Genomic DNA, 20683 nt, shown 5'->3' with positions numbered 1-20683 from the left:
ACTAAGCTCCCGATTACTAGATACTTTACTACATATTACCCTTCTAAGTCCACAACTTAACCATCTTGGCATGTAACGTTATAATTTTATTTTATGACACTTTGAAGAGAAATGAAACGAAAATGCTTCAACCTGCTGCAGGTCAGTTCAATATCATATTTTTCATGTTCGCTCATACACTATCTGTACAAGCAGACAGGGATAAAAGTGAGGGACACAAATGGAACATGAATTCTTCTTTGCAGTCATTACCATTATCGGAATTGACTTAATTCTCGGCGGCGACAACGCACTTATTATTGCCATGGCGAGCAAAAACCTTTCAAATAAAGATCGCAATAGAGCCATTGTCCTGGGAACAATCATTGCCGTACTTCTTCGGATCTGTATGACCAGTGCCGCCGTATATCTTCTGACAATCCCTTATTTGCAGCTGGCAGGCGGTATTCTGTTGCTTTACTTAGGCTACCATTTACTGGTTGAAGACAGTGAATCAAAGCAGGTGAAAAGCAGCCCATCCATATGGAAAGCCATTCGAACCATTGTACTTGCAGACCTTTTCATGTCATTTGACAACGTAATCGCTGTGGCAGGAGCTTCTCACGGCAACTACCTCCTTGTCGTACTTGGCCTAATGGTCTCTGTACCCGTTATTATATGGGGCAGCAAGCTAATTTATAAGGCAATGGGCAAATTTCCTTTTCTTATTTATGTCGGCAGCGCCCTTTTAGCTTATACAGGCGGTGAAATGATCACAAGAGAGCGGAAACTCGCCCAATTCTTTGAAGGCCAAGACGTGCTGCCCGTTCTATTGCCAGTCCTGTCGATCCTCTTTGTTCTCCTGGCGAGTATTTTTTACGAACAAAGTGTACATAAACAGTAAATACAAAAAGAAGACTGAACGGATCAGCCTTCTGCTATATTTTTAGTTCGCAAGCCTTTGGGCTTCTTTTAATTGGAAAGAACGAACTTTTCTTGGCAAAAATCTGCGGATTTCGTCTTCGTTATAGCCGACTTGCAATCTTTTTTCATCAATAATGATCGGGCGGCGTAAAAGACCAGGATGCTCATGGATTAATTGATATAGCTCTTGAAGCGGCATCGTCTCCACATTGACATTAAGCTTTTGGAACACTTTGGAGCGGGTAGAAATGATTTCATCCGTACCGTCCTCAGTCATTCGCAATATTTGTTTTATCTCATCAATTGATAATGGTTCTGAAAAAATATTTCTTTCCTCAAACGGAATCTCATGTTCTTCCAACCATGCTCTTGCTTTTCTGCATGAGGTACAACTAGGTGATGTGTATAGTGTCACCATGATCTTCACTCCTCTATAAGTAGAATGAATTAATGTTAAATTGAATTCCTAAATAGAAATTAGTTTAAAAAAGGAATCTTTATAGGGTATTATACTATAAAAAAGTAAGTGTGAATAGGTCTAAAAGGAATATTTGTGACAAAGAAGCAACTTTTTTATTCATTTGACCAACTTTTCATTCTCAATTAGTCCAATTGATCGAAAATGTTCTTTTGCTTATCATCCTCAATCACTTTTAGAACTTGGTCAACTTGCTCGTACGATTCGCCGTACCACTCTTTGTCTTTATATGTATGAATTTTTTCATACATCTGTTTCATGGCGCCTAACACTACTTCCTCGGTGTTTGATTCCGGCGACCAATACAAAATTTCCAATTGATTAACTTCATTCGTAGCTAGAGACCTTCTTCTGTACCCAATTGACTTGGCATGCTTAAAGTTTTGCCTTTGATAAAATTTTAAACGTTTGGCTGTATCCTTGTCATTTTCATCGACGGGTTCTACCTCAAGCAAAACAGGTTTATGTTTCTTTTTTAGCTTTTCAAGCAGCTTGCTGCCAAGCCCTTGTCCTCTAGCGTCTTTTGAAACGTATAAGTAATCAATAAATATGAAGTTTTCAAACTCAGCATACATTAACACATGGTGAGGACCTTCCTCTTTATGATAGATGTCGCTTTGTTCCTTAAGTAAAGCTTCCATATGTTCCTTCGACTTCATTTCTTCAATTGGAAAATACTTACTGAGTTTTTCATACCAATTCATCGATCTGCTCCTTACGTTCACGTATTCACTTTTAAACATACCCTATTTCAAATCGTTTTAAACGATTTGCCCTATATACAGTAAGACGATTGATCAACAGAAAGGTTTCAATTAATTTTGTATAATAATGCGAGTGGATTTGGATTGTGATTATTTTATGGCATAGGGAGTTTTTCCCGTACAGTTAACTCATCATATTCTTGTCATTTAATTCGAAATAAAGGGGGTTTTTCTTATGTATTTCTTGTCATTCACCTGATTAATGAGAAATATTGCAATATCTGCATTCGTAATTTTTGTACCTGGCACATCTGTTAAATTTTCCTTTATCACTCCCGTTTCTGAACCTTCAATAACAAATGGCAACCGTACAAGTGTCCATTTAATATCGCTTTTTAAAAGAATGCTTAGTTCCTTTTTTTTATCTATCATCATTTTAGGAAATAAGACTTCAAATATTTTCGCTCCTATTCTATTTATCATTTTCTTGCTATCACCTTTTATATTTAGTGATGCTCCTGTAACACCAATATATCTTTTAATTGCAAATTCTTTCATTAAAGATAGGACATCAGCAGTTACACTGCTATATATAGGGACATCCTTTACCGGTTGTCCCAGGGTATTGATAACAATGTGACAATCTTTGAGCAGCAGACGTATAGAATCTATGTTTTGAGCATCGCCTTTTACTATCTCAATTCTGTTATCATTATACGCTAACTTAACTGGGTTCCTGACAAGCATACGAACTCGGAAGCCGTTTTCTAAAGCTTTTTTCGCTATGTAATAACCTACTTTGCCCGTCCCCCCGATTATTGCAATTCTACAAGAATCCTCCAACAAAATTCCTCCAGCAAATAATATTTTAAGTCTATATGATATACGGTGTGACATGATTTTAGTTTCAAATTTTACAAAATAATATATTTTCCTCTAACTTTTTTGTCAGAATCGTTGTCGTTTGTTAGAAGATAGGTTCATTTAAGATGAAACAAGAGAAGAGTGATTTTAAATGATAGTTGAACAGAACATTGTGCAATATAGAATAAATAAAACCCACTGATTATTGTATCAGCAGGTTCTATTGATGGTTTTAACGTCTGTTGCTTTTCGGGTCAAATGCGTCACGAAGGCCGTCACCGATGAAGTTAATGCTGAGCACAGTTAGGAAGATAGCCAGTCCAGGCGGCAGCCATGCTTCCGGACTATTGCGCAAAATTCTTATGCTTTGCGCTTCAGACAGCATATTTCCCCACGTCGGCGTAGGTTGTGGAACTCCAAACCCAATAAAGCTAAGCGCTGATTCTATGATGATCATTGTCGCCATCAACAGAGTCGCATTTACAATAATTGGTCCAATCGCATTCGGAATAAAGTGCTTAAAAATAATCCGGATATCGCTTGCTCCAATCGCCTTTGCGCCTACAATGAATTCTTGTTCCCTGAGCGATAAATACGATCCGCGAATAACCCTCGCCAGGTTTGGCCATGTCGTTAACGCTATCACTGTTACCATAATTGTAATGTTAGTCTTTTGCAGAACAGCGACAATCGTTAGCAATAATACAAAAAACGGAAGGGTAAGAATAATGTCTGCAATACGCATAATTAAACTGTCAATTCTTCCGCCATAATAGCCAGCTATCGAGCCAAGAATAACACCAATTATTACGGTAGAAAGCATAGCGCTAAATCCAACAATCAAAGAGATGCGCCCACCATATAAAAATCGCGCCCAATTGTCTCTTCCCGAGCTGTCCGTTCCTAACGGATGGTCAGCGGAAGCCGGCCGTTCTACCAGCAATAAGTCAGCTCTTGTAGGGCTATGATTAGTAATAATTGGGGCGAGCAGCACAAGGATGACAATCAATCCTAAGACAACTAATCCTGCTACTGCCAATTTGTTTTTCAAAAATCGTTTACTTGCGATCTGAAACGGGCTTTTGCTCTTTTCAGAAGAAGTTAATGGTTGAATCTCCGGATTTACTTCGAGCTGGTCCTCCGGATTCGGATTAAGTTGCATCACTGTTTCACCTCAATCATAGCGGATTCTTGGATCGACAATACTGTAAAAGATGTCAGCCAATAGGTTCCCTAATAGAATAAAAAAGCCGAGCATTAAATTAATTGCCATAATCACCGAATAATCTCTGTTGCCAATAGACTGTAAAAATAACGTCCCAAGGCCAGGATAGTTAAATACACTCTCTACAACGATAGCTCCACTTAAAAGATAACCAACTTCAAAACCCAATAAAGTAATAATGGGAATGAGGGCATTTCGGAGCGTATGTTTGTAGAGTACATTATTATCGCTCATTCCTTTTGCTTTTGCCGTACGGATATAATCACTTGCTAAAACGTCAAGTACTTCCGAACGCATATACCTCATGTAGCTTGCTGTTCCCGCGAGGCCGAGTGTAAATCCGGGCAGAATCAAGTGATGAAGCCTGTCGAAAAACAAGCTGATTCCACTCCCTCCTGGACCTGAAACGGAGCCTTGCGAAGGAAACCACCCTAATGTAAGGGAGAAGATATAAATTGCTATTAAGCCAAAGAAAAAGTTAGGGATAGACAAACCGAAGAATCCAACTGCAGTTGTGGAATAGTCTAATAGAGAATAAGGCCTTCTGGCCGAATAAATACCAATCGGGATTGAAATGACCACAGTAATAAAAAGGGAAAACAACCCTAAGCTCAGTGTATTTTGAATCCGGTCGCCGATCAAATCCGTAACTGCACGACCTTTATAAATAATTGAATTCCCAAAATCTCCTTGAACGACATCGCCAAGCCAGCGGAAGTATTGAATATGGATTGGATCGTTTAATCCAAGCTCTTCTTTCATCTGCTCAAACACTTTCGGATCGACATTTGGATCCAAAACTCTACCAGCAAAAGGATCTCCCGGAGCAGTCTTCATAAGCGCAAATACAATAATTGTAAGAGTAAGCAGCATAGGGATAAATACGAGAATCCGGCGAAATATATATTTATACAACTTTTCCCCTCCTTTTCCTTCCGAAAAGCGAATATCAGCCGTTCAACAAACCTTGTCCGCTTTTTTAATCATAAAAAAGGAAGGAGCATGCGGCGTTTTTCGCGCACGCTCGCTCCACTTAAGATTTTGTGCCTTTAATTTTGACTAACCCACCATTTGTGCGTTTTATTTAACATAGAGTATGGAAGCGGCTCTATACCATGAAGACGATTATTATGAGCCCATAAGTCATTCGGTGCATACAAGATAAAGGCAGGCATTTCATCCTGGAATTTTACTTGCCAGTCGCTGAATACTCCATCACGGAAATCTTTGTCTAATGCATCAGGAGGTGTATTTGCTTTTTTAATTAAATCTTCTGCTTCTTGATTATTCCAGCGTCCATAGTTATAAGCAGCTGGTGCTCCATATATCCCGCTTGGATCTGGATCTGTCGAGCTTAGCGACCAGCCGATCAAATACAAATCCCAATCAAAATTGTTCTTTTCTAAGCTCTCAAAATAGGAAGCTGCTTCCATCGGCTGGCGAAGATCTATTTTAATGCCGACGTCTTCTAAAAATTGTTTAATGATTGGCGCGGATTTTTCACGTGTTTGGTTCCCTTTCGGATAATTAAGGTTCAACACCCATTCCTTTCCTTCCGGATCCTCACGGAAGCCGTCACCATTTGTATCTTTATATCCTGCTCCGTCAAGCAGTTCTTTCGCTTTATCCGGATCAAACTTATACTGATTTGGTTTTTCTTCATCATACGCTGAGAAATTTCGGGGAATCGGTGAATTAACTACGTCCCCGTGGCCATAAAGCAGCCCATCGATTAATTTTTGGCGATCAACTGCATATGCAATCGCTTGTCGAACTTCTTTGCTTTGAAGTTTTTTATTTGGCACAAATTGCTCCGGCTTAATCACACCGGCTTGGGCGTCTTCTTTTGAACGATGGTTAATGCTCATCCCCATGATTTGATAACCAAATTGCGGCTGCTCAATAATACTGATATTTTCCATATCCTTAACTGTGTCGTAATCAGCTGGAGGGAAACCGTTGGGATCAGCAACAAAGTCAACTGAACCTGATTCAAGCTCACCTAAAATAACTGATTGCTCCATTACTCTCCATGTAACTTTATCCAAATAAGGCTCACCGTCAAAATAATCTGGGTTCTTTTCAAGTACATACTGCTCGCCTTGAACCTCTTGTGCGAATTTAAATGGACCTGTTCCGATGACCTTGCCTGCTTCTCTTGTTTCCGGCGCTTTCGGTATATCTTTCACCGGGATGTCTTTAAAAATATGCTCCGGAATGATTTGCAGGCTCGCGTCAGACAATGCTTGGATGTTTGACTCTTCAAAATAGAATGTTACTTTGTTATCTCCATCCGCAACTACGCCTTCGAATTTATCCGTTTTGCCTGTTGAATAATCTTGATAACCTTTTAAACGAACAACATAATCCGTACGAATACCGCCGGCAGCAACGTAATCCGGATCAGAAATGGTTTTATAGGTGAAGACAACGTCATTAGCTGTAAACGGTTCGCCGTCCTGCCATTTCACTCCTTCATTTAGCGTGAAAGTGACGGAGGTTTGATCTTCGCTTAAGTCCCAGTCTTTTGCCAAAGAAGGCAAAAATTCAAGTTTATCATTCTGCGTAATCAATCCGTCATGAGTAAATTGTAAAATATTGTTCTCATACGAACTGGAATAAAAAATCGGATTGAAAACACCTTCAGGAGGCGTATCCATCGCTCCGACAAGCTCCCCGCCTTTTTGCGGTTCGCCTGCGGCTTCACTGCCGCCTTCTTCATTTGAAGAAGAATTCGAATTACATGCTGCAAGGATAAGGACAAATATCAAAAGCAGCGGCCAAAGTTTCTTTCCTTTCAAGTTGAACACCCCTCTAATTTTTTTATCATTTCAAATCATTTTTCAGTTGGTGCACTATATCCTCATATCACCCCCTTACCTAGTACCCATAGCACTATTCCTTAGGTTCCGTGTACAAATGGCAGGCTACATAGTGTCCGCTGCCGATATCAGTTAATTCGGGACGGACTTCTGCACAACGTTCATGCGCTTTTGGACAGCGTGTGCGAAACGCGCATCCCGATGGAGGGTTTGATGGGCTTGGCAAATCTCCTTTTAAAATAATCTTTTCTCTTTTTTTCCGGACATCCGTTGTAGGCACTGAAGATAAAAGCGCTTTTGTATAAGGATGCAGCGGTGCATCGTAAATCCTTCCCTTTGGTGCAATTTCAGCGATCCGGCCGAGGTACATAACTGCTACCCGGTCGCTGATATGCTTGACGACACTTAAATCATGAGCAATAAATAAATAGGTTAGTTTAAACTCGTCCTGAAGATCGGCCATCAAATTCAATACTTGAGCCTGGATCGACACATCAAGCGCTGAAACCGGTTCGTCGCATACGATAAATTTAGGATTAAGAGCAAGCGCGCGGGCGATGCTGATTCTTTGCCGTTGTCCCCCTGAAAACTCATGAGGGTATTTAAACTTGTCAGCCTTGCGAAGGCCAACTTTCTCCAACAGGCTGTCTACCTTATCTCTTCGCTCATTTTTACTTAAGGAGGTTTGGACAACTAGAGGCTCTTCAATTAATTCGGAAATGCTCATTTTCGGATTAAGCGAAGCAAATGGATCCTGGAAAACGATTTGCATATCGCGCCGGTATGGGCGAAGCTTTCGGTTGTTTAAACCTGTTATATCTTTGCCTTCGAAGACAATTTGACCTTCTGTCGGATCCAGCAGGCGCAAAAGGACACGTCCAAGCGTAGATTTTCCTGATCCAGACTCGCCGACAACCCCAAGAGTCTCACCGCGCTTCACATCAAGGCTTACACCGTCTACAGCTTTGACGTGCCCAACTGTGTGCTTGAGCACTCCGCCTTTTATAGGGAAATACTTCTTTATGTTTGTCGCATGTAAAATATAATCTTCTTCCGCATCTTTATGTAATTTCTGGAGATCGTTTTCAACTAAAGACAATGTCCTAAGCCTCCTTTTCGTATAGATAGCAGCGAACCTTATGATCGTATGAGGTTTCGATTAAACTCGGATTTTCCCCTCTGCAAATTTCCATTACATGCGGACAGCGATCTGCGAATCTGCAGCCTGTCGGGAAGCTGTAAGCTGGAGGAACGGTTCCTTTTATCGCTCCAAGCCGTTTCACATCTTTATCCAAGCTTGGAAGGCTGGCCAATAGTCCTTGTGTATAAGGGTGTTCGGGGTGTTCGAACAAGTTTTGCGTATCCGTACTTTCAACAATTTGACCGCCGTACATCACCATGACACGGTCTGCGTATTCTGCTACGACTCCTAGATCATGAGTGATTAATAGAACAGCCATATTAAATTTTTCTTTCATTTCATTCATTAAATCCAAGATTTGTGCTTGAATCGTGACATCCAGCGCAGTTGTAGGCTCGTCTGCAATCAATAGCTTCGGCTCGCAGGAAATGGCAATTGCTATCATTGCCCGCTGTCTCATTCCCCCGGAAAGCTGATGGGGATATTCATTCATTGTGGCTTCTGCTCTTGGGAAGCCTACTGTTTTAAGGAGCTCGATTCCCTTTTTGCGTGCTTCGACTTTTGATATTTTTTTGTGTTTTACTAATGTTTCGACAATTTGATTTCCAATAGTGAACACTGGATTCAACGCAGTCATAGGCTCTTGGAAGATCATAGCGATATCATTTCCTCTAACCTTAGACATTTGCTTATCACTGAGCTTTACTAAATCCTCACCGCCGAAAACGATTTCCCCTTCTTTTATTTTTCCAGGTTTATTGATTAATTGCATAATAGATAGTGAGGTAATGCTTTTCCCGCTTCCGGACTCCCCAACTAGTGCTAAAGTCTCTCCTGGTTGAATTGAAAAATCAACATTATCGACGGCTTTCGCAACCATTTTGTTTTCTAAATAGAAATAGGTCTTTAACCCTTTTACATTTAAAATTGCATTTTGAGCCATTCACTTCACCTCGTGATTCAATATGTCCGCCAAGTAGTCTATCAATTTATATTTAGAAAAAGTATACATTCAAGCCAGAATTTTTTCAATATAAAAAATAATAAAAATATTAATATTTTTGAAAAATATGACGTTTCAAATCAAGATAAAAGAACTAAAACCTTAGAACTATTAAGTCGGTTGAAAAGCAAAAAAAAATAATAAAATGAAACCAGTTAAAACGTTATCACTTTAAGACGTTATAGAAATAGAGAGGTAAAGAATCAAAAAGGAGAGCTTTCTACAGCTTCGATACTTTTGTTTATCCAGTCTTACGATTCACCTATATCTTGCTAAAATAAAATATCATCAAAAAACTATTTTATTCACAAATATATTATCAGACCATAATTTATGCATCTATGCATTTGTCCGTACTGAGTAGACAGGTTGTATTGGGGCATTTTTAATACTGGCAACGGTCCTATTTTATTCTACAAAAGAACCAAATTGAAGAAATTCGTCACAATATCTTCCATCTGTATTTCTTGGTTCGAAATATTAAATTATTTATATCTTACATCATTTGCTGAAATATATTTACATATTTTTTGAAAACAATAAAAAAACTTGAAGAAAATCTCCAATAAGAAGTTCTGCAAGTTTAATCCATCTTATTTACTAAGGGGAGTATAATCAACGCCGCGCGTGTAAGAGTTTGCGGCATCCCATAACAAAAATTCATTGATTCCTTCTTCATTTAGCGCCTTGATTTGATCTTCTACCTCTTCTTTCCCATACTCCTGATAGTTTCCGCTTCCGAGGTAGGAAGCAGTGAAATCCTGCATCCAGGGTCTTGAAGTTGGCGGGTGATCTAATTTTTCCAGCTTTTGTTTTTCAACCTTCGAATATTCCTTAATCATTTTATACGGCTCTAAATCCGGTTTATTTACTCCAAAATACCCAGTCCAATGGCTCGGATAGATCATTGATGATATAACATCCACATTACTCGATATTTTCGAAAAGTTTTGTCCGATTCCTGGAGCTTCAGGAATGGTGGCGGAGTAGCCAAAGATATCAACCGATACATCGACACTGTATGGCTTGAGCTTTTCTTTTGCATACGCGACAAAATCAGTAACGGCATTTACTCGCTTTTGTACGTTGTCCTCAGCAGATTCTCCGTATTTTCCTGTCTGATAGTTCAGGTCGGCATCTCGTTTTTCAAATCCTTCAGGAAAACGTACATAATCGAATTGAATTTCTTTAAACCCCATTTTTGCTGCTTCTATGGCCAAGTCGACATTGTAATCCCAGACTTCCTTCAGAAATGGATTGACAAAAGATTCCCCTCGTCCGTTTGTCCATACCTCACCGTTTTTCTCTTTAAATGACCATTCTGGTTTTTCTTTTGCAAGTACCAAATCTTTGAACACTACGATCCGTGCAATTGGATAAATCTTTTTTTCTTCCAGTGTTTTTAGCATGGCTTGGGGATCTTTTATGAACTGGTGGCTGATCCCTTCATACTTTGATTCCTTAGCAGGCCTGTACGTTAAGTTGCCATGATCATTTTTAACATCAATCACCATCGCATTTAATTCCGTTTCGTCCACTAATTTTGTTAGCTCATTAAACCTGCTTCCTCCTGCTGAATTTCCAGATACATAAATCCCCCGAACCGCATCAGGATATTCAAATTCATAACCGGAGCGATACTCAAATCTGGGCATTTCACTAGGCAGCATGAGTTTTTTTATTCCAAGATTTTTTGTACTAACGTCACCTGCCCCTTCTTCATCAGCTGAAGCTGAAGCCGATAAGCTCACTAATAAACAGAATAAAATTATATTTAATCGCACATGACCCCCCTCCTCAACTTCATTATAAGACAAGCAAAAATCCGTGAATAGGATAAAGTATGTCCCGCCAACACTTCAACAACAAACAAAGAAAAAAGACGATCCCTTCATAGGGGCCGCCTTCTATGACTATTTCTGATATGATGCTTGATATGATTTGAATTCTTCTTCAGAGCACATGACATAATGCCCAGGTTTCACTTCTCTAAATTCCATCTCTTCTCCGGATTTCAATCGGTGGACGGATGGATCATATTTTTTGCGGATACGGTTCTTTTCATAATCCGGATCAGGCAGAGGAATTGCGGACAGTAGTGATTGAGTATAAGGATGAATCGGATTATTATATAAATCTTCAGCCGGAGCAAGCTCCACCAGCTTCCCTAAGTACATAACCCCGATTCGATCACTAATATACTTTACCATTGAAAGATCATGGGCAATAAACAAATAAGTCAGCCCTTTTTCTTGCTGCAGTTCCTTCATCAGATTCACAACCTGAGCCTGAATGGAAACGTCAAGAGCAGAGATTGGCTCATCAGCTATGATAAATTCCGGCTCAACAGCGAGTGCACGGGCAATACCGATCCTTTGGCGCTGCCCGCCGGAAAATTCATGCGGATAGCGGTTGGCGTGCTCTTTATTTAGCCCTACCGTTTCAAGAAGCTGATAGACCCGTTCCTGGCGTTGTTTTTTTGTTTTGGCCAAGCCATGAATGTCGATTCCCTCAGCAATAATGTCTGCTACCTTCATGCGGGGATTCAATGACGCATACGGATCCTGAAAAATCATTTGCATTTTGCGGTTGAATGCCTTCAGTTCAGCTTTCGTTTTTTTCGAATGGACGTTTTCACCCTTGTAAAGGACTTCGCCTCCAGTTGCATCGTACAGCCTGATTAAAGTTCTTCCGGTGGTCGACTTTCCGCAGCCGGATTCTCCTACAAGCCCGAGAGTTTCTCCTTTGTACACTTGAAAGCTGATATCATCAACAGCCCGCACTTGGTTTGGTTTTCCGATATTAAAGTATTGCTTTAAATGATTCACTTCCAGCAGTACTTCTTTTTCACTCATGAATTTCCGCCTCCTTTACCGGAGAATTGTTTCATTCTTTGCTTCACTGCTTCCGGAGGCTCTACCTTCGGCGCATTCGGATGCAAAAGCCACGTTGCTGCATAATGAGTATCAGACACCTTGAACATCGGCGGCTCTTTTTCAAAATCGATTTTCATCGCGTACTGATTTCTCGCAGCAAATGCATCACCCTTTGGCGGCTTTAATAAATCAGGAGGCGATCCAGGAATCGCATACAGCTTTTCTTCCGTCGCATCGAGGCTCGGCATTGAACTTAATAATCCCCACGTATAAGGGTGCTTCGGATTATAAAAGATATCATCTGCCGTACCGATCTCGACAATTTTACCTCCATACATAACGGCGACACGGTCCGCAACGTTTGCAACGACACCTAAATCATGTGTAATGAAAATGATTGATGTGTCTATTTGTTTCTGAAGATCCTTCATTAACTCTAAGATTTGGGCTTGAATGGTTACATCAAGGGCAGTGGTCGGCTCATCGGCAATCAGCACTTTGGGATTGCACGCCAATGCGATCGCAACAACAACGCGCTGCCTCATTCCACCGGAAAATTGGTGAGGATATTGCTTGAATCGATTTTCCGCATCCGCAATTCCCACAAGCTCAAGCAAATGGATCGCGCGTTTTTTCGCTTCATGCTTACTTGCCTTTTGATGCTTAATAATTGGCTCCATGATCTGTTTTCCAACGGTCATTGTCGGATTTAACGATGTCATCGGGTCCTGGAATACCATCGAAATCTCTTTGCCTCGGATTTTCTGCAATTGAGATTCTTTCAGCTTTGTCAAATCCTTGCCACCGTATAAAATTTGACCTTTTTTAATTTCTGAGTTTGATTTTGGGAGAAGGCCCATAATTGATTTTGTCGTAACCGATTTGCCTGAACCAGACTCACCGACAATTGCCAAGGTTTCGCCTTTATTCAGTTCAAAATTAATACCGCGGATCGCCTGCACTTCTCCGCTGAACGTGTGAAAGGAAATTGTTAAATCATTTATTTCTAATACCTTTTCTCCTGTGTTCAAAATGTTCACCTGCCTTTATAAATATAAATTAGTCGCGCATCTTCGGATCAAGAGCATCACGAAGACCGTCTGCGATTAAATTGAATGCAATCATGATTACACTGATAACAATTGCAGGAAAAATCATTTGCGTTGGGTAAGCCAGCATTACCTTAAAGCCGTCATCAATTAAAGTTCCTAAAGATGCTAACGGATCCTGCAGGCCAAGCCCGATAAAACTCAAAAACGCTTCAAAGAAGATCGCGCTCGGGATAGTGAACATCGTATTGATAATCATCACACCAGCTAAATTAGGAAGCATATGCTTGCTGATGATTTTCGCATGCCCGAGCCCAAGCGTTCTTGATGCCAGTACAAATTCCTGTTCCTTCATTTTCATTACCTGCGCGCGTACGACCCTTGCCATATTGATCCAGCCGGTGATCGTTAAAGCAAGAATGATAGGTCCAAATCCAGGTTTAAACAAAATGATCATTAAGATGACGACAACCAGATTCGGAATCCCCATTAAGATCTCTATGATCCGCTGCATAATGTTATCAATTCTGCCCCCGAAATAGCCGGAAATCGCGCCGTAGATAACACCAATGACTAAATCGATTAAAGCAGCAAGTACAGCGATCATCAGTGAAATTTGTGACCCTTTCCATACTCTGGACCAAAGATCGCGGCCAAGGTTGTCCGTACCGAACCAATAATAGTCATTAATTTGTTTCTCCTCGTAAGGATTGACTACGTTTCCGCTTTGAGTTGTCCGTACCCCGTCAAACGGAAGCCACTTGACGTTCTCAAGCACCGGCACCCGAGGGGGCAAATTAGCGTGTGGCGTATATTGCTTGTAATAGGGCTTATCATTCATCATCGGTCCGAATAATGCCAGTAAGGTAAGCAGCAATAGGACAACAAGGCTGATAACAGCACCTTTATTTTTTCTGATTCGCAGCCATGCATCCTGCCAGTAATTTAAGCTTTTACGTTCGATCTTTTCTGCTTCTTTATGATCAGGAGAGGCTGGCTCAAATAATTCTTTTGGTAATTTTTCTTCGTGAAGAGACATTATTTTTTCCCTCCTGTCACACGGATTCTCGGATCGATAATTCCGTAGAGTATATCGACAATCAAGGTTATGAACACAAATAATGCAGCAAACAATAGCGTCGTCCCCATAATAACAGTGTAGTCATTGACTGTAATAGCTTTTACAAATTGCTCTCCTATCCCAGGGATGGAGAAAATCCGTTCAATAACTAACGAACCTGTCATAAGGCTTACTGTTAAAGGTCCCAGCACGGTAACGACAGGGATCAGTGCGTTTCGCAAGGCATGCCTGAAAGCAACTTCCCCGAAGCTCGCGCCTTTTGCCTTCGCTAGCGTAATGTAATCAGAACCAAGAACTTCAACCAGTTCTGTTCTCATAAAACGTGCGGCAATCGAAATCGGGAACATTGCTAATGCAATCGTCGGCAAAATGCTGTATTCAAATCCGTTCCAGAACTGAGTAGGAAGGATCCCCCATTTCACACCGACGTAGTATTGTAGCAATCCAGCGAAAACAAAAGAAGGAATAGATTTTCCGATGACAGAGAGAAAAGTAGCTAAATAGTCAAGCCAAGTATTTTGTTTAAATGCACCAATAATCCCTAATAGAATTCCTGCAATCGTTCCCACAACCATCGCCTGAATACCCAATGTCAGTGACGGTCCAATTCGATAGGAAATTAGTTCAGCAACAGAGGTATTGTTGAATTGGAAGGATACTCCCAAATCTCCTTTTAGAAGATTTCCCATGTAATTGAGGTATTGAATAAAAAGAGGGTCATTCAGTCCATACCTTTCATACATTATCGCTTTTTGTGCTTCTGTGAGCTTATTTATATTCGAAAAAGGAGTACCCGGCATAAATTTCATTAAAAAGAAAGAAAATGTAGCAATCAAAAACAGAGTAATCACCATATAAAAGATTCTTTGCGCAAGATACTTTATCACTAACGGCACCTCCTAATTAAAAAATTCTTTATTTTTCGACATATCTTGTAAAGTAAAAAGAGAGCATATTCAGAGAATATACTCTCCTCCGCGAAACATTCCGCGGAAAACTCACTTCACTTTCAACCATTTGTAGGAATATTCAGGTCCAACCAAATGGTAAGTGAACCCTTCAAGCTTATCAGAAACAAGAACATTGGATGAACGCTGATAAATCGGCGCAAGTGCAGCATCTTCTTCTAAAAGAACTTTCTCAGCTTCCTGTAGCGTAGCCCATCTTTCTTCCGGCTTGTCAGCAAGTTTGTTTTGAGCATCGTTGATCAGCTGATCATATTTCTTGTTTGAATAGTTCATGTGGTTGTTTCCGCCGTCTGTAATAAACAGATCTGAGAATGTGATCGGATCAAGATAGTCTGGACCCCATCCAGCTACTTGAAGATCATAATTTTCGCTTGTGTCACGATCAATTCGAGTAGCAAACGGAACGCTTTGGATATTAAGTGTAAGGCCGTCTAACGTTCCTTCAAGCTGATCTTTCATATACGAAGCAATCGTTTTTGCTGATTCAGTATCGTCACCTAGATAGTTAATGGTTACTTCGGATTGACCAAGTTCTTTCAGTCCTTGAGCAAATAGCTTTTTCGCTTCTTCTTTATTCATTTTCAAAAAGTCGCCGTTTTCACGGAAATCTTTTCCAGATTCGTCTTTGACAAAATCTTGTGGTACTTCATAATAGGCAGGAACGGAACCATTTTGAAGGACATCGTTCACTAGCGCTTCTTTATCAAAGGACATAGCAATCGCACGGCGAATATTTTCATTTGCTAATGCTTCATTTTTTTGGTTCATTTTCAACCAGAAAATAGTCGGCTCCAGCCATTGAACCTTTCTATTATCGTCCTGATACTTTTCAAGTACTGCAGCAGTTGACAGCTTTGGAGTTACGTCAGCCTCTCCTGCTTCAAACGCATTGGCAGCTGCTTGCGGATCTTTAGATACGTTAAATGTAATTTTGTTCATTGATACGTTATCTTTGTCCCAATATTGATCGTTTTTCGCATATTGCCAAGTGGTAGCTTGTGATCCTTCCCATTTCGCAAGGGTGTAAGGACCGTTATAAACGAGGTTTTCTGCATTTTTCGCGTAGTTGTCGCCTTTTTCCTCAATAAACTTTTGGTTTTGCGGGTAGAAAGTAGGGAAAGCAAGTAATGATTCGATAAAAGGAATAGGCTTTTCAAGCGTAATTTCAAGCGTCTTGTCATCAATTGCTTTAATGCCTAGTTCACTTGGTTTTGCTTTACCAGCATATACCTTGTCAGCGTTTTTAATTTTTCCGCTCATCATGTATGGGCCGTAATCTGATTCTGTTTTAGGATCTAGAGAACGCTGCCAAGCATAAACGAAATCGTTTGCTGTCACAGGGTCACCATTAGACCATTTTGTATCACGAAGCTTAAACGTGTAGACTGTTTTATCTTCGTTTACCTCAGGCTCGCCGTCAGCAATGGCAGGAATCGGCTCTTGATTTTGATCCATCCGGTATAAGCCTTCCATTACATTGTTTAACGTCGTAAAGCTAACAGTGTCGGTTGCTTTGACAGAATCCATGTCAGGAAGTTCAGCTGATTCGAGAATAACTGCTTCTTGCTTTTTATCTCCACTGTCTTCTGAGCTGCCGCCGTAGCCGCATGCTGAAAGAACCAGGCTGAAAACAAGGGCAAGAGCCAAAAGCAATGAAAATTTAGATTTTTTCAACATCCAAGTATTGCCTCCCTGTAAGTATAAATTTGTGTACGAAAACTATTATACAAGCTAACTGAAAATTATGCATTCATTTTGTTAAAAAAATTTAAATTTAATTTACCTGAATGTAACATTTTAATAATCCCAGTAATATAGTTTCATAAATTTTCAATAAAAAATGCAATAATTGGTTTTGATATGATCTAAAGCTTGATATATAGAGATTTCTCTCGTTATAACAGGTTTAATCTTTTCCCTTTAATAGTAAAAACGAATTATATTTATTTCATGTAAATCTCGAAAACATAATATTTCTCTATACTTATCACATAATTTTCAATATACTTATTAATATTTTACAATATGAATGTAAAGGAGTTGTTAACGATTCGACCAGTTATTATTACCCTATTTTCTTGTCTTTTGCTAATCATACTTATGATGTGTTTTACAGGAGGATTTACTCTGCTAAATTTAATTAATGCTTTGTTTCTTGTTTCCTTCCTTCTCATTCTTCCTTCACTGTCATACATAGTTTTTCGCGGAGGCTTTTTTAAAGGAATTTCATATAGTTTTAGAAGGCTGTTCACCCAAAAGGAGCGGGATATGTACGGCGAACTGACCGGGGAATCACCTGAGAGCAATCAAAGCAGCTCTCAAAATACGAAAGAGTTCATGAAGACGCTGGGTGTCACAGGTTTCGTGCTATTTGCGATCATGCTCGTTCTGCTAATGGTGTATTATTTTTTAGAAACTTGAAGTCCATATCATTCTTTTATATAATAAATTCCGTAACATGAACTAAAAATGCGATGAAGAAGAATAGTACACATTGACAACGTTTAAAGAGAGCCTGCGGTGCTGGAAGCTGGTAGCGAAGTAATGTGGAATGGGCTTTGGAGCAGCTGACTGAACTTGTAGTAGGCTCAGCCGGAGAGGACTCCGTTACAAACATTAAGGTGATTTCACGTGTTGAAATAAATCAGGGTGGTACCGCGGTTCATTCGTCCCTTTTTAGGGAATGAATGAACCTTTTTGCATTTTATATGAAGGAGAGAATTAGAAATGAAAACCATTTTTTCAGGGATTCAGCCAAGCGGATCTGTCACGCTTGGAAACTACATTGGGGCAATGAAGCAATTCGTTGACCTGCAGCATGATTACAACAGTTATTTTTGTATTGTTGATCAGCATGCAATTACCGTGCCTCAGGACAGGCTCAGGTTAAGAAAGAACATTCGAAGCCTCGCAGCGCTTTATCTTGCCGTCGGGCTTGATCCGAATAAAGCGACTCTTTTTATTCAATCAGAGGTTCCTGCACACGCCCAGGCCGGGTGGATGCTTCAATGTGTGTCCTACATTGGCGAGCTGGAACGAATGACTCAATTTAAAGATAAATCGGCAGGGAAAGAAGCCGTAGCAGCAGGTTTGCTTACCTATCCTCCATTAATGGCTGGAGATATCCTTCTTTATTCAACCGATTTAGTTCCAGTGGGTGAGGATCAAAAGCAGCATTTGGAACTTACGAGGGATATCGCAGAACGTTTTAACAAAAAATACAACGACATCTTTACGATTCCCGAAGTAAAAATTCCGAAGTCCGGTGCACGAATTATGTCACTGGCTGACCCAAAAAAGAAAATGAGCAAATCCGATCCGAATCAAAAAGCATTTATTACCCTGCTTGATGAACCGAAAGCAATCGAGAAAAAAATCAAAAGCTCGGTCACTGATTCAGAAGGAGTCGTCCGATACGACAAGGAAAACAAACCTGGGATCTCAAACTTACTGACGATCTATTCGATTTTTGAAGGAGTTTCGATTGAAGAGCTTGAAAACCGTTACGAAGGAAAAAACTACGGTACATTCAAAGCCGAGCTCGCAGAAGTAATCATCGAATCTTTGAAGCCGATTCAGGACCGCTATTATGAGCTGTTGGAATCTGAGGAGCTTGATAAAATCTTAGATGATGGAGCTGAACGAGCAAACCGAGTAGCTTCTAAAATGCTAAAGAAAATGGAAAATGCAATGGGCCTTGGCCGTAAAAGAAGATAGAAAGAACGAACGCACCGCTCATGGCGGTGCGTTTTTCAATTCACTTTCGTTTCGTTTTCAAGATCCCAAAGCTTTTCAAAAAAAGGTTGTCCTTTTATTAAGTTCTCGCAGAAGTTCAGATGCTTATCAGACCAGCCTTCTACAGTTTCATTGTAAAGCATATCCCAAATTTGTTCGAAGCTCATTCGTTTCATTTGTTTATACATAGACGGATTCCACTCGGTGTACCAATATGCGATTTCCGATTTGTTGTTCAGTCCCTTCAGCTGATCAAGCGCCATAAACATAAGCTGCTTTAGCTGCCTTTCCTTTCTCGTTAACCCCCTTACATGCTCGGGCGACAAGGAAAGAATATGGTACTCTTTTGAAGATTCAAGTGTCTGGCTGCTAAAATCATAACTATTAGGATCGACGTCCTTGACCATTTCATAAACAAGCTGTTCTTGCCTTGGAATCAACCTGCTTTTTCTGACTGGAATCGTATAGCCTATCGTATCCACCGCAAGAATCCCTATGCCGTCTGTTACACAAAAACAGTAATCAAGCTGCGAACGTTCATGGTTTTTGCGAATGTAGGCCTTCTGATACACTTCAGACAACAAATCCGGCGGCAGCTCGGACAAGTCATTTTCTATGTAATGAAACAGCACGCTCGGAACCCGAAGCAAAGGTACTTGATCCAACAACTCGACGCTGTCATCCTTTCTCCATTCATGAAAATGGCACACGTTGTATCCATTTTCTTCCCCTTCAAACCAATTGACCCACACATCATGAAGAAACAACATCTTTAACCCCTCACTTTTTGTAACTTTTGTTCAACAGTATAGGCAGTTAAAAGAGAATTTATTCCACAAGGATCAGTTTTTGGGCTTAATTTTGACAGCTTGACTGTAGATCTCGATAGAAATAGTTTTGCCACTTATCGGTTCCGATTTTGCGCATTTACTTGTGGCCATTATTTTGTTACGGGTCGCTCCCACTCATTTATGAGCATTCTTCGGATGTTTATTGTGATCAATGCAAAAACTTTTCAGATGACAATGTAAGGAGTTGTTTAATTTTTTTATTGCTCCTTGCCATGTAATCCTTTACAATACGGTATCCTACCGCATATCCCATCATTTGCGGATAAGGCCCTCTTCCATATAACAGCCTTTGGATGAGGCTGCCTTCTTCTTGTCTGACGTCGATATTTGGCTTAATCCATCTTTCGAAAAACTGATCTAGCTGTTTGTTGTTGTAATAAGCAGTCCATTTGGCTGTCTCTTTTTTACCGAACCGTTCATTGACGGCAGCTTCGGCCAATCCTTCGAGAATCAATGTATCCAGAAGTGTGATATCGGATTCGTCTTTATTCATTTTATTTAAACGGCAAATGTGATTATATTCATGGGTGATGAGGGCTGCGATTGAGGAGTTTGAATTGTCAGGGGATAAAAAAAGAAAGATTTTATCAGGAAAGGCAAGACCGCTTTTTGATCCGAATTCAGCACGTAATCTTCTGTTTTGCTCGTCTACTGGAAGTATAATTACTGGAACATCGGGTCCATTCCATTCTTTTTTCAAAAAGTTAATTTCTTTCGCAGCTTTTTGATAAAACCCTTGCTCTTTTAACTTTTTTATATTGCTTTTTCCATCTTTCCAATTACGAAACATTCCGTGACTGGAAAGATGGACAAGGATACCTCTTCCCATTTTTTCATGAGCTCCTTCAAATAACGGCAGCACGTATTTCGAAAGCTCAGCTGTATTGTCCGCATTATCAAACCATTTGACTGTGTTTATCACACTCATCTATATCCCCCCTTTCCTTATCGTATGCAAAAAAAAAACAACCGGCTACCGTATA

Annotated in this window: 19 protein-coding genes and 1 other annotated feature; of the genes, 3 read left to right on the top strand and 16 right to left on the bottom strand. The window is 40.1% G+C overall.

The genetic code is table 11. The features are described 5' to 3' along the window. Nucleotides 1-220 precede the first annotated feature (220 nt). Nucleotides 221-883: a TerC family protein gene (locus JOC74_RS00630; protein WP_053602480.1), complete on the top strand. Its 663-nt coding sequence runs from the start codon at nt 221-223 to the stop codon at nt 881-883. A gap of 42 nt (nt 884-925) precedes the next feature. Here JOC74_RS00630 and spx read toward each other — a convergent pair whose 3' ends face one another. The 14 genes from spx to JOC74_RS00560 form a co-directional block, all read right to left on the bottom strand. Then, entirely contained in the window at nt 926-1321 is a 396-nt protein-coding gene (gene spx / locus JOC74_RS00625) for a transcriptional regulator Spx (protein WP_053602479.1), read from the bottom strand. Between the two features lie 185 nt (nt 1322-1506). Then, a complete protein-coding gene (locus tag JOC74_RS00620; RefSeq protein ID WP_053602478.1) occupies nt 1507-2085 on the bottom strand; it encodes a GNAT family N-acetyltransferase in 579 nt (192 codons plus the stop codon). A 207-nt stretch (nt 2086-2292) separates the two neighbouring features. Beyond that, the gene (locus JOC74_RS00615; RefSeq protein ID WP_053602477.1) at nt 2293-2928 is read right to left on the bottom strand and encodes an NAD(P)H-binding protein; all 636 of its coding nucleotides are present in this window, start codon (nt 2926-2928) and stop codon (nt 2293-2295) included. A gap of 253 nt (nt 2929-3181) precedes the next feature. After that, complete coding sequence (gene opp4C / locus JOC74_RS00610) at nt 3182-4111, bottom strand: oligopeptide ABC transporter permease (protein WP_053602476.1); 930 nt, start codon at nt 4109-4111, stop codon at nt 3182-3184. Between the two features lie 12 nt (nt 4112-4123). Beyond that, entirely contained in the window at nt 4124-5089 is a 966-nt protein-coding gene (locus tag JOC74_RS00605) for an ABC transporter permease (RefSeq protein ID WP_053602475.1), read from the bottom strand. A 134-nt stretch (nt 5090-5223) separates the two neighbouring features. After that, entirely contained in the window at nt 5224-6975 is a 1752-nt protein-coding gene (locus JOC74_RS00600; RefSeq protein ID WP_053602474.1) for an ABC transporter substrate-binding protein, read from the bottom strand. 94 nt (nt 6976-7069) lie between these two features. Then, nucleotides 7070-8095, bottom strand: coding sequence for an ABC transporter ATP-binding protein (locus JOC74_RS00595; protein ID WP_053602473.1), 1026 nt, complete (start codon nt 8093-8095; stop codon nt 7070-7072). 4 nt (nt 8096-8099) lie between these two features. Beyond that, the gene (locus JOC74_RS00590) at nt 8100-9080 is read right to left on the bottom strand and encodes an ABC transporter ATP-binding protein (protein WP_053602472.1); all 981 of its coding nucleotides are present in this window, start codon (nt 9078-9080) and stop codon (nt 8100-8102) included. A gap of 653 nt (nt 9081-9733) precedes the next feature. Beyond that, a complete protein-coding gene (locus JOC74_RS00585) occupies nt 9734-10924 on the bottom strand; it encodes a putative glycoside hydrolase (RefSeq protein WP_225970324.1) in 1191 nt (396 codons plus the stop codon). A 129-nt stretch (nt 10925-11053) separates the two neighbouring features. Then, the gene (locus JOC74_RS00580; protein ID WP_053602471.1) at nt 11054-11995 is read right to left on the bottom strand and encodes an oligopeptide ABC transporter ATP-binding protein OppF; all 942 of its coding nucleotides are present in this window, start codon (nt 11993-11995) and stop codon (nt 11054-11056) included. Beyond that, nucleotides 11992-13047 carry an ABC transporter ATP-binding protein gene (locus tag JOC74_RS00575; RefSeq protein WP_053602470.1) on the bottom strand — a complete coding sequence of 352 codons (1056 nt, stop codon included), beginning with the start codon at nt 13045-13047 and terminating at the stop codon, nt 11992-11994. The genes JOC74_RS00580 and JOC74_RS00575 overlap by 4 nt, the downstream gene beginning before the upstream one ends. Nucleotides 13048-13075: 28 nt before the next feature. Further along, nucleotides 13076-14104: an oligopeptide ABC transporter permease gene (gene opp3C / locus JOC74_RS00570; RefSeq protein ID WP_211086016.1), complete on the bottom strand. Its 1029-nt coding sequence runs from the start codon at nt 14102-14104 to the stop codon at nt 13076-13078. Next, the gene (opp3b, locus tag JOC74_RS00565) at nt 14104-15033 is read right to left on the bottom strand and encodes an oligopeptide ABC transporter permease (protein WP_053602468.1); all 930 of its coding nucleotides are present in this window, start codon (nt 15031-15033) and stop codon (nt 14104-14106) included. The genes opp3C and opp3b overlap by 1 nt, the downstream gene beginning before the upstream one ends. Before the next feature lie 111 nt (nt 15034-15144). Next, the gene (locus JOC74_RS00560; RefSeq protein ID WP_053605965.1) at nt 15145-16788 is read right to left on the bottom strand and encodes a peptide ABC transporter substrate-binding protein; all 1644 of its coding nucleotides are present in this window, start codon (nt 16786-16788) and stop codon (nt 15145-15147) included. A gap of 351 nt (nt 16789-17139) precedes the next feature. On the opposite strand from JOC74_RS00560, the gene JOC74_RS00555 reads away from it, so the two are divergent. Further along, the gene (locus JOC74_RS00555; protein WP_082363676.1) at nt 17140-17535 is read left to right on the top strand and encodes a DUF3899 domain-containing protein; all 396 of its coding nucleotides are present in this window, start codon (nt 17140-17142) and stop codon (nt 17533-17535) included. 44 nt (nt 17536-17579) lie between these two features. Continuing rightward, nucleotides 17580-17791 (top strand) — a binding site (T-box leader). Nucleotides 17792-17841: 50 nt separating this feature from the next. Further along, nucleotides 17842-18831 carry a tryptophan--tRNA ligase gene (gene trpS / locus JOC74_RS00550; RefSeq protein ID WP_053602466.1) on the top strand — a complete coding sequence of 330 codons (990 nt, stop codon included), beginning with the start codon at nt 17842-17844 and terminating at the stop codon, nt 18829-18831. Between the two features lie 35 nt (nt 18832-18866). Here the strand turns inward: trpS and JOC74_RS00545 are convergent, their stop codons facing one another. Both JOC74_RS00545 and JOC74_RS00540 read right to left on the bottom strand, forming a co-directional pair. Continuing rightward, nucleotides 18867-19619: a YjbA family protein gene (locus JOC74_RS00545; RefSeq protein WP_053602465.1), complete on the bottom strand. Its 753-nt coding sequence runs from the start codon at nt 19617-19619 to the stop codon at nt 18867-18869. 229 nt (nt 19620-19848) lie between these two features. Then, the gene (locus tag JOC74_RS00540) at nt 19849-20628 is read right to left on the bottom strand and encodes a DUF2268 domain-containing putative Zn-dependent protease (RefSeq protein WP_053602464.1); all 780 of its coding nucleotides are present in this window, start codon (nt 20626-20628) and stop codon (nt 19849-19851) included. Nucleotides 20629-20683 lie beyond the last annotated feature (55 nt).

This window comes from Bacillus capparidis (assembly GCF_017832095.1).
GTDB lineage: Bacteria > Bacillota > Bacilli > Bacillales > Bacillaceae > Bacillus > Bacillus gobiensis.
Note: the sequence above shows the minus strand (reverse complement) of the source record. Positions and strands in the feature narration are given on the sequence as shown.

Excerpts from the sequence above, each read along its gene's own strand:
- opp4C (WP_053602476.1), bottom strand. The coding sequence starts at position 4,111 with ATGCAACTTAATCCGAATCCGGAGGACCAGCTCGAAGTAAATCCGGAG.
- opp3C (WP_211086016.1), bottom strand. The coding sequence starts at position 14,104 with ATGTCTCTTCACGAAGAAAAATTACCAAAAGAATTATTTGAGCCAGCC.
- JOC74_RS00555 (WP_082363676.1), top strand. The coding sequence starts at position 17,140 with ATGAATGTAAAGGAGTTGTTAACGATTCGACCAGTTATTATTACCCTA.
- JOC74_RS00540 (WP_053602464.1), bottom strand. The coding sequence starts at position 20,628 with ATGAGTGTGATAAACACAGTCAAATGGTTTGATAATGCGGACAATACA.
- trpS (WP_053602466.1), top strand. The coding sequence starts at position 17,842 with ATGAAAACCATTTTTTCAGGGATTCAGCCAAGCGGATCTGTCACGCTT.
- JOC74_RS00580 (WP_053602471.1), bottom strand. The coding sequence starts at position 11,995 with ATGAGTGAAAAAGAAGTACTGCTGGAAGTGAATCATTTAAAGCAATAC.
- JOC74_RS00545 (WP_053602465.1), bottom strand. The coding sequence starts at position 19,619 with ATGTTGTTTCTTCATGATGTGTGGGTCAATTGGTTTGAAGGGGAAGAA.
- spx (WP_053602479.1), bottom strand. The coding sequence starts at position 1,321 with ATGGTGACACTATACACATCACCTAGTTGTACCTCATGCAGAAAAGCA.
- JOC74_RS00630 (WP_053602480.1), top strand. The coding sequence starts at position 221 with ATGGAACATGAATTCTTCTTTGCAGTCATTACCATTATCGGAATTGAC.
- JOC74_RS00590 (WP_053602472.1), bottom strand. The coding sequence starts at position 9,080 with ATGGCTCAAAATGCAATTTTAAATGTAAAAGGGTTAAAGACCTATTTC.
- JOC74_RS00620 (WP_053602478.1), bottom strand. The coding sequence starts at position 2,085 with ATGAATTGGTATGAAAAACTCAGTAAGTATTTTCCAATTGAAGAAATG.